Origin of the sequence: Pelomonas caseinilytica (genome assembly GCF_021353235.1) — a bacterium.
GTDB classification, from domain to species: domain Bacteria; phylum Pseudomonadota; class Gammaproteobacteria; order Burkholderiales; family Burkholderiaceae_C; genus Pelomonas; species Pelomonas caseinilytica.
Genome location: NZ_JAJTWT010000018.1, coordinates 22,147 through 35,461, shown reverse-complemented (window position 1 = coordinate 35,461; position 13,315 = coordinate 22,147). Strand labels below are relative to the sequence as shown.

At 64.3% G+C, this 13,315-nt stretch carries 9 protein-coding genes and 4 tRNA genes; 1 reads left to right on the top strand and 12 read right to left on the bottom strand.

Going from position 1 to position 13,315, the window contains the following annotated elements:
* Positions 1 to 5: 5 nt before the first annotated feature.
* From rpoB to LXT12_RS25060, 12 genes are all read right to left on the bottom strand, one after another.
* Complete coding sequence (gene rpoB / locus LXT12_RS25115; RefSeq protein WP_233395042.1) at positions 6 to 4,127, bottom strand: DNA-directed RNA polymerase subunit beta; 4,122 nt, start codon at positions 4,125 to 4,127, stop codon at positions 6 to 8.
* Between the two features lie 434 nt (positions 4,128 to 4,561).
* Entirely contained in the window at positions 4,562 to 4,942 is a 381-nt protein-coding gene (rplL, locus tag LXT12_RS25110) for a 50S ribosomal protein L7/L12 (RefSeq protein WP_233395041.1), read from the bottom strand.
* A gap of 51 nt (positions 4,943 to 4,993) precedes the next feature.
* Positions 4,994 to 5,521: a 50S ribosomal protein L10 gene (gene rplJ / locus LXT12_RS25105; protein WP_233395040.1), complete on the bottom strand. Its 528-nt coding sequence runs from the start codon at positions 5,519 to 5,521 to the stop codon at positions 4,994 to 4,996.
* Positions 5,522 to 5,807: 286 nt separating this feature from the next.
* Positions 5,808 to 6,518: a 50S ribosomal protein L1 gene (gene rplA / locus LXT12_RS25100; protein WP_233395039.1), complete on the bottom strand. Its 711-nt coding sequence runs from the start codon at positions 6,516 to 6,518 to the stop codon at positions 5,808 to 5,810.
* 1 nt (position 6,519) lies between these two features.
* Positions 6,520 to 6,957, bottom strand: coding sequence for a 50S ribosomal protein L11 (rplK, locus tag LXT12_RS25095; RefSeq protein ID WP_233395038.1), 438 nt, complete (start codon positions 6,955 to 6,957; stop codon positions 6,520 to 6,522).
* 214 nt (positions 6,958 to 7,171) lie between these two features.
* Positions 7,172 to 7,747, bottom strand: coding sequence for a transcription termination/antitermination protein NusG (gene nusG / locus LXT12_RS25090; protein ID WP_233395037.1), 576 nt, complete (start codon positions 7,745 to 7,747; stop codon positions 7,172 to 7,174).
* Positions 7,748 to 7,762: 15 nt separating this feature from the next.
* Positions 7,763 to 8,149, bottom strand: coding sequence for a preprotein translocase subunit SecE (gene secE / locus LXT12_RS25085; RefSeq protein WP_233395036.1), 387 nt, complete (start codon positions 8,147 to 8,149; stop codon positions 7,763 to 7,765).
* A 154-nt stretch (positions 8,150 to 8,303) separates the two neighbouring features.
* A tRNA-Trp gene (locus LXT12_RS25080) sits at positions 8,304 to 8,379 on the bottom strand.
* A gap of 14 nt (positions 8,380 to 8,393) precedes the next feature.
* A complete protein-coding gene (gene tuf / locus LXT12_RS25075; RefSeq protein WP_233395035.1) occupies positions 8,394 to 9,584 on the bottom strand; it encodes an elongation factor Tu in 1,191 nt (396 codons plus the stop codon).
* Between the two features lie 49 nt (positions 9,585 to 9,633).
* Positions 9,634 to 9,708 (bottom strand) — tRNA-Thr (locus LXT12_RS25070).
* A 74-nt stretch (positions 9,709 to 9,782) separates the two neighbouring features.
* Positions 9,783 to 9,856: transfer RNA gene (locus LXT12_RS25065), tRNA-Gly, on the bottom strand.
* Positions 9,857 to 9,906: 50 nt separating this feature from the next.
* Positions 9,907 to 9,991, bottom strand: a tRNA-Tyr gene (locus LXT12_RS25060).
* A gap of 451 nt (positions 9,992 to 10,442) precedes the next feature.
* Between LXT12_RS25060 and LXT12_RS25055 the strand changes: the two genes are divergently transcribed.
* The gene (locus tag LXT12_RS25055) at positions 10,443 to 13,250 is read left to right on the top strand and encodes a TonB-dependent receptor (protein ID WP_233395034.1); all 2,808 of its coding nucleotides are present in this window, start codon (positions 10,443 to 10,445) and stop codon (positions 13,248 to 13,250) included.
* The last annotated feature ends 65 nt before the right edge of the window (positions 13,251 to 13,315 follow it).

The window sequence follows — 13,315 nt, the reverse complement described above, 5'->3', positions numbered from 1 at the left end:
GCTCCTTAATTGCGTTCCAGTTCAATGTCGATGCCAAGGGAGCGAATCTCCTTGACCAGGACGTTGAACGATTCGGGCATGCCCGCCTCGATGGCGTGCTCGCCCTTGACGATGCTTTCGTAGACCTTGGTCCGGCCGTTCACGTCGTCGGACTTGACCGTCAGCATTTCCTGCAGGATGTAGGACGCGCCATAGGCCTCCAGCGCCCACACTTCCATTTCGCCGAAGCGCTGGCCACCGAACTGCGCCTTGCCGCCCAGCGGCTGCTGCGTGACGAGCGAGTACGGGCCGGTCGAGCGGGCGTGCATCTTGTCATCCACCAGGTGGTGCAGCTTGAGCACGTGCATGTAGCCGACGGTGACCGGGCGCTCGAACTGCTCGCCCGTGCGGCCGTCGCACAGCCAGGCCTGGGTGCGCGTGGCCGTGAGCCCCTTCTTGGCGGCGATGTCGTCCGGGTAGGCCAGCTTCAGCATGCCGCGGATCTCTTCTTCCTTGGCACCATCGAAGACCGGGGTCGCGAAGGGCACGCCCTTGGCGAGATTGCCAGCCATCTCCAGCACTTCGTCGTCGGTCAGCTCGTCGATGTTCTCGGTCTTGCCGCCGCTCTGGTTGTAGAGCTCGTCGAACAGCTTGCGCAGTTCAGCCACCTTGCTGTGCTGCTGCAGCATGTCGCCGATGCGCTGGCCGATGCCCTTGCCGGCCCAGCCCAGGTGCACTTCCAGCACCTGGCCCACGTTCATCCGCGAAGGCACGCCCAGCGGGTTGAGCACGATGTCGGCAGGCGTGCCGTCGGCCATGTAGGGCATGTCTTCGATCGGCACGACCTTGGACACCACACCCTTGTTGCCATGACGGCCGGCCATCTTGTCGCCAGGCTGCAGGCGGCGCTTGACGGCGAGGTAGACCTTCACCATCTTCAGCACGCCGGCGGGCAGCTCGTCGCCCTGCGTCAGCTTCTTGCGCTTTTCTTCAAAAGCCAGGTCGAAGCTGTGGCGGGTCTGGTCGAGCGAGTTCTTGATGGATTCGAGCTGGTTGGCGACGTCCTCGTCCGCCGGACGCACGTCGAACCAGTGGAACTTCTCGACGGAGGCGAGGTAGTCCTTGCTGATGACGGTGCCCTTGGCGATCTTTTGCGGGCCGCCGTTGGCGACCTTGCCCACGAGCAGCTTCTCGATACGGTCGAAGGCGTCCGCCTCGACGATGCGCAGCTGGTCGTTCAGGTCCAGGCGGAAGCGCTTGAGCTCGTCGTCGATGATCTGCTGGGCACGCTTGTCGCGCTGGATACCTTCGCGGGTGAAGACCTGCACGTCGATGACGGTGCCGCTCGTGCCCTGGTCGACACGCAGCGACGTGTCCTTCACGTCCGATGCCTTCTCGCCGAAGATGGCGCGCAGCAGCTTTTCTTCCGGCGTCAGCGTGGTCTCGCCCTTGGGCGTGACCTTGCCCACCAGCACGTCGCCCGGGTTCACCTCGGCACCGATGTAGACGATGCCCGACTCGTCCAGGCGGCCCAGTTGCTGCTCGGACAGGTTGGGGATGTCGCGGGTGATTTCCTCGGCGCCCAGCTTGGTGTCACGCGCATTGACCACCAGCTCCTCGATGTGGATCGAGGTGTAACGGTCTTCGGCGATGACGCGTTCGCTGATGAGGATGGAGTCCTCGAAGTTGTAGCCGTTCCAGGGCATGAACGCGACCAGCATGTTCTGGCCCAGGGCCAGCTCGCCGATGTCGGTGGAGGCGCCGTCGGCAATGATGTCCTCGGCCGCCACCTTGTCGCCGCGCTTGACGATGGGACGCTGGTGGATGTTGGTGTTCTGGTTGGAACGCTGGTACTTGATCAGGTTGTAGATGTCGACGCCGACTTCGCCAGCCACCGTCTCGTCATCGTTCACGCGGATCACGATGCGGTTGGTGTCGACATAGTCGACCACGCCGCCGCGGCGGGCGGCCACGACCGTACCGGAGTCCTTGGCAGCCACGCGCTCGACGCCCGTGCCCACGAAGGCCTTCTCGGGACGCAGCACCGGCACGGCCTGACGCTGCATGTTGGCGCCCATCAGTGCGCGGTTCGCGTCGTCGTGCTCGAGGAACGGCACGAGGGATGCGGCGACCGACACGATCTGCGTCGGGGCCACGTCCATGTACTGGATGCGCTCGGGGCTGGTCAGCACCGATTCGCCGTTCTCACGGGCGGAAACCAACTCGTCGGTCAGCTCGCCGCCGGCGTTCAGCGTCGCGTTGGCCTGGGCGATGACGTACTTGCCTTCCTCGATGGCGGACAGGTAGTCGATCTGGTCGGTGACCTTGCCGTCCACCACGCGGCGGTACGGCGTCTCGAGGAAGCCGTATTCGTTCAGTTGGGCGTACAGGGCCAGCGAGTTGATCAGGCCGATGTTCGGACCTTCAGGCGTTTCGATCGGGCAGACGCGGCCGTAGTGGGTCGGGTGCACGTCGCGCACCTCGAAGCCGGCGCGCTCGCGGGTCAGACCGCCCGGGCCCAGGGCCGAGACGCGACGCTTGTGCGTGATCTCAGACAGCGGGTTGGTCTGGTCCATGAACTGCGACAGCTGCGACGCACCGAAGAACTCCTTCAGCGCCGCGGAGATCGGCTTGGAGTTGATCAGGTCGTGCGGCATCAGGGCTTCGGTCTCGGCCTGGCCCAGACGCTCCTTGACGGCCTTCTCGATGCGGGCGAGGCCGCTACGGTATTGGTTTTCGGCCAGCTCGCCCACGCAGCGCACGCGGCGATTGCCCAGGTGGTCGATGTCGTCCACTTCGCCACGGCCATTGCGCAGCTCGACGAGGATCTTGACGACGTCAAGGATGTCCTCGTTGGACAGGTTCATCGTGCCTTCCGGCGTGTCACGGCCGACACGCGCGTTGAACTTCATGCGGCCGACGCGGCTGAGGTCGTAGGTGTCGGTGCTGTAGAAGAGGCGGTTGAACAGGGCCTCAACGGCATCTTCCGTCGGCGGCTCGCCGGGGCGCATCATGCGGTAGATGGCCACGCGGGCGGCGAGCTGGTCGGCCGTCTCGTCGGAGGCCAGCGTCTGGCTGATGTAGGCGCCTTCATCCAGCTCGTTGGTGTACAGGCACTGGATTTCCTTGACGCCGGCAGCGCGCAGCTTCTTCAGCAGCGACTCGGTCAGCTCGTCGTTGGCCTTGGCAATGATCTCGCCGGTGTCGGCGTCGATCATGTTCTTGGCCAGCACGCGACCGACCAGGAAGTCTTCGGGCACCGAGATGTGCTGGGTGCCGGACTGCTCCAGCTGGCGCACGTGGCGGGCCGTGATGCGCTTGTCCTTCTCGACGATGACGGCGCCGGACTTGTCGACGATGTCGAAGCGGGCGACTTCACCCTTGAGGCGGTCGGCCACGAATTCGAGCTGCGCGCCGACGTCCATCAGGCGGAAGTTGTCGAACACGAAGAAGTGGGCCAGGATCTGCTCGGGGTTCAGGCCGATGGCCTTGAGCAGGATGGTGACCGGCATCTTGCGGCGGCGGTCGACGCGGAAGTAGAGGATGTCCTTCGGGTCGAACTCGAAGTCCAGCCAGGAGCCGCGGTAGGGAATGATGCGGGCGCTGAACAGCAGCTTGCCCGACGAGTGCGTCTTGCCCTTGTCGTGCTCGAAGAACACGCCCGGCGAACGGTGCAGCTGCGAGACGATGACGCGCTCGGTGCCGTTCACGATGAAGGAGCCGTAGTCGGTCATGAGCGGCACTTCGCCCATGTAGACCTCCTGCTCCTTGATCTCCTTGACCGTCTTCGCCTGGGGCGACTCGCGGTCGTAGATGATCATCTGCAGGCGCGCACGCACGGCGGCGGCGTAGGTCAACCCCCGCTGCTGGCACTCACGGGTGTCGAACGGCGGCTTGGCGATGTTGTACTCGAGGAACTTCATCTCGACGAAACCGTTGTGCGAAACAATCGGGAACGCCGACAGGAAGGCGGCCTGCAAGCCCTCGGGCTTGCGCTTGACGGGGGCCACGTCCTTCTGCAGGAAGGCTACGTAGCTGTCCTTCTGCATCGTCAGCAGATAGGGGACGTTGAGGACACTCTCGCGCTTGCCGAAGCTCTTGCGGATCCGCTTGCGCTCGGTGTAGCTGTAGGGGGTTGCTTGCGCCATAAACACTCCGTATCGAGTGCATCCCCGGCCGTGGGACGCACCGCGTCGGCGACTGGCTGGCTCATCCGCCCAGAACAGGCGGCTGCCTCGCTTGGTGGTTGGCCACTACCAACCGCTGGCGGACAACTCTGGCATTGCACCAAAGTCCGACCAAACTGGCTCTCTGCAGTCGGATCAGAGAACACGTGAAAGAACTGCGCATCATACGCTGCGCAACGCTTTCAGCTGTTCTCAACGGGGATTAACCCGCAAAGACGAAAAAGGGGAAGCCCTGAGGCAACCCCTTTCTTGAACCTCGGCCGAAGCACGAGATTCGGTCGGCGAGCGGCGTAGCGAGCCGGTCGAGGTCGGGCTTGAGACGCGGAACCGCACTGACGTGCGGTGAGCATCGAAGGCCCGAGACCGGCCGGCGCAGTAGCCGAGCGCCGATCGAATTACTTGAGTTCGGCCTTGGCGCCGGCGTCGACCAGCTTCTTCAGAGCGGCTTCGGCGTCGGCCTTGGCAATGCCTTCCTTGACGGGCTTCGGAGCGCCGTCGACCAGGTCCTTGGCTTCCTTCAGGCCCAGGCCGGTGATTTCGCGGACGGCCTTGATGACGGACACCTTGTTGGCGCCGGCGTCGGTCAGGACGACGTTGAACTCGGTCTTCTCTTCAGCGGCGGCAGCGGCGCCGCCAGCAGCGCCACCGGCGGCCGGAGCGGCCATCGAAGCGGCGGACACGCCGAACTTCTCTTCAATCGCCTTGACCAGGTCGTTGAGTTCCAGGACGGTCATGCTGTCCAGGGCGGTCAGGAAAGCGTCTTTATCGAATGCCATGATGAATTCCTAAATACAGAGTGTGTTTGCGAATAACGCGTGATTCGTCGATCAGGCCGCGGCTGCTTCAGCGGCGGGAGCGGCTTCGGCGCCACCACCACGCTGTTGGGCCAGGGCAGCCAGCACGGCCGCGGTGCGCTGCACCGGCGACTTGAGCAGGCCGGCGATTTGCGACAGCAGCACTTCCTTGCTCGGGACAGCCGCCAGCGCCTTCACGCCGTTGACGTCCAGAGCCTTGCCGCCGTAGGCACCGCCCTTGATGACGAGTTTGTCGTTGGTCTTGGCGAAGTCAGCGATGACTTTGGCCGCAGCGACAGCGTCTTCCGAAAAGCCGTAGATCAGCGGGCCGACCATGCTCTCCGCAGCAGCTTCGAACGGGGTGCCGGCGACGGCGCGACGGGCCAGGGTGTTCTTCAGCACGTGAAGATAGACACCCTTGGACCGCGCGTCGACGCGCAGCTTGTTCAAGGCTTCCACGGTGAGGCCACGGTACTCGGCCAGCGCAAGCGTTTGCGACTTGGCGGCTTGCGCTGCCACGTCGGTCACGACGGCTGCTTTCTCGTTGCGATTGAGACTCAAGGTCTACTCCTCACATTTGCTCTTCAGGCCTTGCAGCCTTGGAGCGCCAGGGATTCAGCGACCATCTGTCAGGAACTCACCCCGATCACTCGGAGCAGAAAACCCTTCAGCGGGACCGCCATCTGCGCTGGTTCCCGGCTTGCACCAGGATTTAAGGGGTCTCCACCAGCGGTCTTGGATGACGCGCCGCCCGGTTGCCCGGTCGGCGCCCCACCAATCTTGTTGTCCGGAGCCAGACTCGCCCCGGGCAGATTCAGTACCCCAGGCCTTGCGGCCTGGCTGCCGTTCAAGCCGCGGCGGATTGCGCGTTGATCGACGCGATTTCGACGCGGGCGCCAACACCCATGGTCGAGGACACGGCGACCTTGCGCAGGTAGATGCCCTTGCTGGACGCCGGCTTGGCCTTGTTCAGGGCCTCGATCAGCGCGCGCAGGTTGCCTTCCAGCTTGTCGGTGTCGAACGAGCGACGGCCGATGGTGCCGTGGATGATGCCGGCCTTGTCGACGCGGAACTGGACCTGGCCAGCCTTGGCGTTCTTGACGGCGGTGGCGACGTCGGGGGTCACGGTGCCGACCTTGGGGTTCGGCATCAGGCCGCGCGGGCCGAGGATCTGACCCAGCGTACCGACGACACGCATCGTGTCGGGGGAAGCGATGACCACGTCGAAGGGCATGTCGCCCGCCTTGACGCGCTCGGCCAGGTCTTCCATGCCGACGACGTCGGCACCGGCGGCCTTGGCTTCTTCAGCCTTGGCGCCCTGGGCGAAGACGGCGACGCGCTTGGTCTTGCCGGTGCCGTTGGGCATCACGACAGCGCCACGGACGACCTGGTCCGACTTCTTGGCATCGATGCCGAGTTGCACGGCGACGTCGATGGACTCATCGAACTTGGCGGTCGCCAGGCTCTTGACGAGATCCAGGGCTTCCGACAGCGCGTAGAGCTTGGTCGACTCGACCTTGCCAGCCAGCGCCTTTTGCTTCTTGGTGAGCTTGGCCATGTCAGACACCCTCCACGATGATGCCCATCGAGCGGGCGGAGCCGGCGATGGTCTTGACCGCGGCGTCCAGGTTGGCGGCCGTCAGGTCCTTGGTCTTGATCTTGGCGATCTCTTCGAGCTGGGCGCGGGTCAGCTTGCCGACCTTGTCCAGGTGGGGACGCTGCGAGCCCTTCTCGATCTTGGCGGCCTTCTTGATCAGCACGGTCGCCGGGGGCGACTTGATCACGAAGGTGAAGCTCTTGTCGGCGAAGGCGGTGATGACCACCGGCAGCTTCATGCCGGGCTCGAAGCCGGCGCCGGACGTCTGGGCGTTGAACGCCTTGCAGAACTCCATGATGTTCAGGCCACGCTGACCCAGCGCGGGACCCACCGGCGGCGAAGGATTTGCCTTGCCGGCCGGAATTTGCAGCTTGATGAAGCCGACAATCTTCTTGGCCATGTTTTCTCCAATCCAGCGAGCCCGCGGCCTGCGGGATCGCCTGAGTGCTAACGCATCGGACTCGGGCCAGGCCCTTACCTTTGCTCCTCTTGTCCGCCTCTCGTTGCAGACTGGTCACGGGTCGACGTTTTAGGGGACGCCGACCGAACCCAGCATTCTAGCCGCCAACCTTGCCTTAGGCCCCGCTGCGGGGTTTAACGAAGCGGCTGCTTCGTCAAACCTTCTCGACCTGCGCGAAGTCCAGCTCGACTGGCGTGGCACGGCCAAAGATCGTGACGGACACCCGGACCTTGGACTTGTCGTAGTTGACTTCCTCGACCGAGCCGTTGAAGTCGGTGAAGGGGCCTTCCTTCACGCGGACGATCTCGCCGACCGTCCACTCGACCTTCGGGCGAGGCTTTTCCACGCCTTCCTGCATCTGGTTGACGATCTTCATGACCTCGGCTTCCGAGATCGGAGCAGGACGGTTCTTGGCGCCGCCGACGAAGCCCGTCACCTTGGAAGTGTGCTTCACCAGGTGCCATGACTCGTCGTCCATGAACATTTCGACCAGCACATAGCCGGGGAAGAAACGGCGCTCGGTGACGGCCTTCTTGCCGTTCTTCAGCTCGACGACTTCTTCCGTCGGCACCAGGATGCGGCCGAACTTGTCCTGCATGCCGGCGCGATCGATGCGCTCGCGCAGATTGCGCTCGACGGCCTTCTCCATGCCCGAATAGGCATGGACGACGTACCAGCGCTTGGGCAGGCCAGCCGAAGCCTCGGGCGTGACGACTTGTTCTTCAGACATCGAAATTCCTTGCGATCAGCGCTTCCAGCCCAGGATCAGGTCGTACAGGACCCATTCCAGCGTCTTGTCGGTCAGCCACAGGAAGAGCGCCATCACGACGACGAAGGCGAACACATAACCCGTCATCTGGGTGGCCTCCTTGCGAGTCGGCCAGACGACCTTCTTGACCTCGCGCGACGAGTCGCGGCCGTAGGCGATGAGGGCCCTGCCGTGCTCGGAGGTGAAGAAAGCCGCCACGCCGGCCGCCAGCAGCACCAGCAGCGAGGCCCACTGGGCCAACGCGCCTTGCTTGGCCAGGCCGTAATAGGCCGCCAGCGCGCCGATCAGCAACAGCACCGCGACGGCCAGCTTGGCCTTGTCGGCGCCGCTGGTCACGGTCTCGACTTGGGGGGGATTCGCCATCTCTTGTCTTTCACGTGCCGCGCCGGACCTGCGTCCTTGACGGCTTTTTCAAACGCTGCGGCGGCTGTCGCCATCAGCAGCAAGGCCCGCCGAGATCACTCTCGCGGGCCGATGCCTTGTTGCCGGGAAACCAACCGTCGTGATCAGCGACTGTTGGCAGGGGCAGAGGGTCTCGAACCCCCAACCTTCGGTTTTGGAGACCGACGCTCTGCCAATTGAGCTATGCCCCTGCGGCCTTTACAACTTACTCGATGATCGTGGCGACGACGCCGGAGCCGACGGTGCGGCCACCTTCACGGATGGCGAAGCGCAGGCCGGTTTCCATGGCGATCGGGGCGATCAGCTTCACGGTGATGCCGACGTTGTCGCCGGGCATGACCATTTCCTTGTCCTTGGGCAGCTCCACCGCGCCGGTCACGTCCGTCGTGCGGAAGTAGAACTGGGGACGGTAGTTGTTGAAGAACGGCGTGTGGCGGCCGCCTTCTTCCTTGCTCAGCACGTAGACCTCGGCCGTGAAGTGCGTGTGCGGCTTGATCGAGCCGGGCTTGGCCAGCACTTGGCCGCGCTCGACTTCTTCGCGCTTGGTGCCGCGCAGCAGGATGCCGACGTTGTCGCCCGCCTGGCCCTGGTCCAGCAGCTTGCGGAACATTTCCACGCCCGTGACGGTGGTCTTTTGCAGGTCGCGGATGCCCACGATCTCGACTTCTTCACCGACCTTGACGATGCCGCGCTCCACGCGACCGGTCACCACCGTGCCACGGCCCGAGATGGAGAACACGTCTTCCACCGGCAGCAGGAAGGCGCCGTCCACGGCGCGCTCGGGCGTCGGGATGTAGCTGTCCAGCGCGTCGGCCAGGCGCATGATGGCTTGTTCGCCCAGGTCACCCTTGTCGCCTTCCAGCGCCAGCTTGGCCGAGCCCTTGATGATGGGGGTGTCGTCGCCGGGGAAGTCGTACTTGGAGAGCAGTTCGCGGACTTCCATCTCGACGAGCTCCAGCAGCTCGGCGTCGTCGACCATGTCGCACTTGTTCAGGAAGACGATGATGTACTTCACGCCGACCTGGCGGGCCAGCAGGATGTGCTCGCGGGTCTGGGGCATCGGGCCGTCAGCGGCCGAGCACACCAGGATGGCGCCGTCCATCTGGGCGGCACCCGTGATCATGTTCTTGACGTAGTCGGCGTGTCCGGGGCAGTCGACGTGCGCGTAGTGGCGGTTGGCCGTCTCGTACTCGACGTGCGCGGTGTTGATCGTGATGCCGCGGGCCTTTTCTTCCGGAGCCGCGTCGATCTGGTCGTAGGCCTTGGCCTCGCCGCCGAACTTGCTCGCCAGCACCGTGGCGATCGCCGCCGTCAGCGTGGTCTTGCCGTGGTCCACGTGACCAATCGTGCCCACGTTCACGTGCGGCTTGGTCCGTTCAAACTTGCCTTTTGCCATCTTGCGCTCCTGAGGCGAACCCGTTGAGACGAGTAGAAAAAGAAAGGTGTGGTGCCCATGACGCGGATCGAACGCGTGACCTCTCCCTTACCAAGGGAGTGCTCTACCACTGAGCCACATGGGCATCGGCACGGGTTTGACGCCAGAGGACTGGCTGGCAAACCGGTATCGACGCTGGCCGACCAAGCCGCTCGCCGGTGGAGCGGGAAACGGGAATCGAACCCGTGTCATTAGCTTGGAAGGCTAAGGTTCTACCATTGAACTACTCCCGCCCTGGGAGCCTTGCAACTGCCCTTCCTCGACCCCAGCACGCTGCAGGTCTTGGTGGAGGAGGCTGGATTCGAACCAGCGTACGCAATGCGGGCAGATTTACAGTCTGCTGCCTTTAACCACTCGGCCACCCCTCCTGAGGCAAGCCCGCAACTATAGCACAGGGCTTGCGCTGCGCAACAGAGCCCCTGCACTTTCGGCCGGCCACTCGCCGCCCAGCCGATGCGGCCATCCGCAGCGACCACTGCGACACCAGCGCCCGCCGCCGCGCCGCACACACCCCGAGAACCCCGGCGTCGCTACGGCACAACAGGCCACAAAACCAATCTAATACCAATTTACGGCCGCAAACGTCAGCTCCACAGAAGAGGAAGCCCCGAACCGAGCCACTCCCTGAGGACACTGGGGAAACCCCTCGTTCGAAACTGGTAGCAAAGTGGCTTTATCAATCGTTAAAGTGGCATGGCACTGGACGCGGAAGCACCGAGAAGGCTCCGCTCCGCGCACCGGACTGAAGGTGGTATGCAACTGAAGCGAAAGCAGCCACCGCCTGCCCACGATTTCATCGGCCATAACGAGGAACATTCCATGAAGGTCAAGCAGACCCCCATCTCGCAGGCGGTTCTCATCGCCCTGCTTGGCGCCACCAGCGGTGCCGCCATTGCCCAGCAGACCCAGCAGACACCGGCGCAGCAGCAACAGCTGGAGACGGTCGTGGTGACCGGCATCCGCGCTGCGCAGGAAAAGTCCCTGAACGTCAAGCGCAATGCCGACACCCACATCGACGTCATCTCGGCCGAAGACATCGGCAAGATGCCCGACAAGAACGTCGCCGACTCCCTGGCGCGGGTGCCTGGCGTGACCATCCTGAACAGCCCCGCCGGAGGCTCCGGTGGCTTCGACGAGCGCGACCGGGTCGGGCTGCGCGGAACCAACCCGAGCCTGACGCAGACCCTGCTGGACGGCCACGGCATCGCCAACGGCGACTGGTTCGTGCTGGACCAGACCGGCGCCGGCGTCGGCCGCAGCGTCAGCTACTCGCTGCTACCTTCCGAGCTGGTCAACCGCGTGGAGGTGCGCAAGAGCGCGGAGGCGTCGCTGGTGGAAGGCGGCACGGCCGGCTCGGTCAACATCATCACCCGCAAGCCCCTGGAGTTCTCCAAGGCGCTGACTTTCGAAGCCGGCGTGGGCGCCGTCTATGCCAACCTGCCGAAGAAGACCGACCCTCAACTGAGCGCGCTGCTCAATTGGCGCGACGACAGCAAGACCTTCGGCGTGCTCGTGCAGGCGTTCTCCGAAAAGCGCCACCTGCGCCGCGACGGCGTCGAAACGCTGGGCTTCATCAATCAGCTCACCAAGGACAACGCCGCCGACCTGATCAAGGCTCACGGCGACCTGGAAGGCGTCTACACCCCGGACCTGATCGGCGCCGCCTACTTCACGCAGGAGCGTGAACGCAAGGGCGGCCTGATTCGCGCCGAATTCAAGCCGACGCAGGACGTGGACCTGACGCTCACCGGCTTCTCGTCCAAGATGGACGCGGACAACTACAACCGCAATTACATGATTGCGCCGCGTGCCGGCCTGATCAACAGCTCCACCATCTCGGACTACCAGATCGTCACCGACAGCAAGGGCGTGAAGACGCTGAGCAAGGCGACGTTCAACTGGGCGGCCCCCTCGACGGCCGGCTACTTCGACCAGATCTCGCGCAAGGCCTCCGCGCAAAGCAACTTCTTCAGCCTGGATGGCTCCTGGAAGGTCAACAACGCGCTGACGCTCTCCGCGAACGCCGGCACGTCCAAGGGCAAGGGCCAGACGCTCGCCCAAGACGTGGTGGAGACCCACATTTCCACCACCCGGGCCAGCTATGCCCTTCAAGGCAATGACACGGCGCCGGCCTTCGGCTTCACCACGCCGACCCAGGGCTTCGACTGGATCTTCGGCACGGAGCACGTCATCGTGCACGACAAGGAGACCTGGGCCCAGGTCGACGGCGAGTACACCCTGGACATGGGGGCTCTCAAGAGCCTGAAGTTCGGCGTGCGCGGCGCCGAGCACAAGCGATACACGGATGCGACGCTCAACCAGGGCCCCGGCTGCGCGAGCGGCACGCCTTACCGCGTGACACCCTTTACCTGGAGCCTGCCGAGCGCCTGCGCCGACGCCAATGGCAACGACGCCCCGCAGAACTCTCCCTACACCCTGCCCGCATTCAGCGGAGCCTATCCCGGCAACTTCGGCAGCGGCCTGGGCGGCGGCTTCCCGACCGGCATCGCCTACATCCCGGCCAACGCGCTGGCCGAATACAACAGCCGCGTCACCAACCGCGACCCCATCGCCCGCCGTTCGCCTTTCGACGGTGGGGAATACAGCGTCAAGGAAACGACCACGGCAGCCTACCTGCAAGGCAATCTCGAGGGCGACGGCTGGAGCGGCAACATCGGCGTGCGGGCCGTGCACACCAAACAGTCTTCCGGCGCCTTCCGGCCCAGTTTCCCGGGCGAGAAGCCGGATGTGTCGTCCGCGTTCGGCGACTTCACCGCCACGACGGCCGACCGGAGCTACACCGACCTGCTGCCGAGCGCCAGCGTCCGCATCGACGTGACCCGCAACGTGGTCGGCCGACTGGCCCTGAGCCGCACGGTCACGCGCGCAGACTACACGGCCCTGTCCGCCTTCACGTCGCTGAACACGACCGGCATGTTCCTGGACAACAACGCCAGCGGCGGCGGTACGGCAGGGAATGCCGACCTCAAGCCCATCCGCTCCACCAACTTCGACGCCAACATCGAGTGGTACTTCGCCCCGCGCGCCTTCGTGTCCATGGGCGCCTTCCACATGGAGATGGCCAGCTACATCACCAATGGCACGTTCAGCGCCACCTACCCGGTCCTGCTCGGCAACACCGGCGGCGGCTCCACCCAGCAGGTGGTCAACCGTCAATTCACGATCACGGGCCTGACCAACAAGAAGGCCGCCGTCACCGGCCTGGAGTTCGCATTCGAGACGCCGATCGCGAACAACTTCGGCGTCAACGCCAACTACACCTACGCCGACGGCCACGATGCCGATGGCCACGTGCTGCGCGGTGACGTGAAGAACTCCTTCACCCTGGGCGGATTCTTCGAGAACGACCAGTTCTCGGCGCGCGTGAACTACAGCTACACCGACGACATCTTCATCGGCACCGACCGCGGCACCGACTACTACCAGAAGGGGAACGGCGTGCTGTCCGCGTCGCTCGGCTACAAGTTCAACAGCAACTTCGCGCTGAGCCTGGATGCGCAAAACCTCAACGACCCGAAGCTGAAGTACTACGCGTCGGAGGTCCAGCCGCGCGGCATCTACCGCAACGGCCGTCAGTTCTACCTGACCGCACGTCTGAAGTTCTGATCAATGAATCCGCCGGGCACTCTGCCCTGGCGCGGTTCGGCAATCAATTGAAGGAAGCGCTGCGG

Coding starts and splice junctions, on each gene's coding strand:
- rpoB (WP_233395042.1), bottom strand. CDS start 4,127: ATGGCGCAAGCAACCCCCTACAGCTACACCGAGCGCAAGCGGATCCGC.
- LXT12_RS25055 (WP_233395034.1), top strand. CDS start 10,443: ATGAAGGTCAAGCAGACCCCCATCTCGCAGGCGGTTCTCATCGCCCTG.
- rplK (WP_233395038.1), bottom strand. CDS start 6,957: ATGGCCAAGAAGATTGTCGGCTTCATCAAGCTGCAAATTCCGGCCGGC.
- rplA (WP_233395039.1), bottom strand. CDS start 6,518: ATGGCCAAGCTCACCAAGAAGCAAAAGGCGCTGGCTGGCAAGGTCGAG.
- rplL (WP_233395041.1), bottom strand. CDS start 4,942: ATGGCATTCGATAAAGACGCTTTCCTGACCGCCCTGGACAGCATGACC.
- secE (WP_233395036.1), bottom strand. CDS start 8,149: ATGGCGAATCCCCCCCAAGTCGAGACCGTGACCAGCGGCGCCGACAAG.
- nusG (WP_233395037.1), bottom strand. CDS start 7,747: ATGTCTGAAGAACAAGTCGTCACGCCCGAGGCTTCGGCTGGCCTGCCC.
- tuf (WP_233395035.1), bottom strand. CDS start 9,584: ATGGCAAAAGGCAAGTTTGAACGGACCAAGCCGCACGTGAACGTGGGC.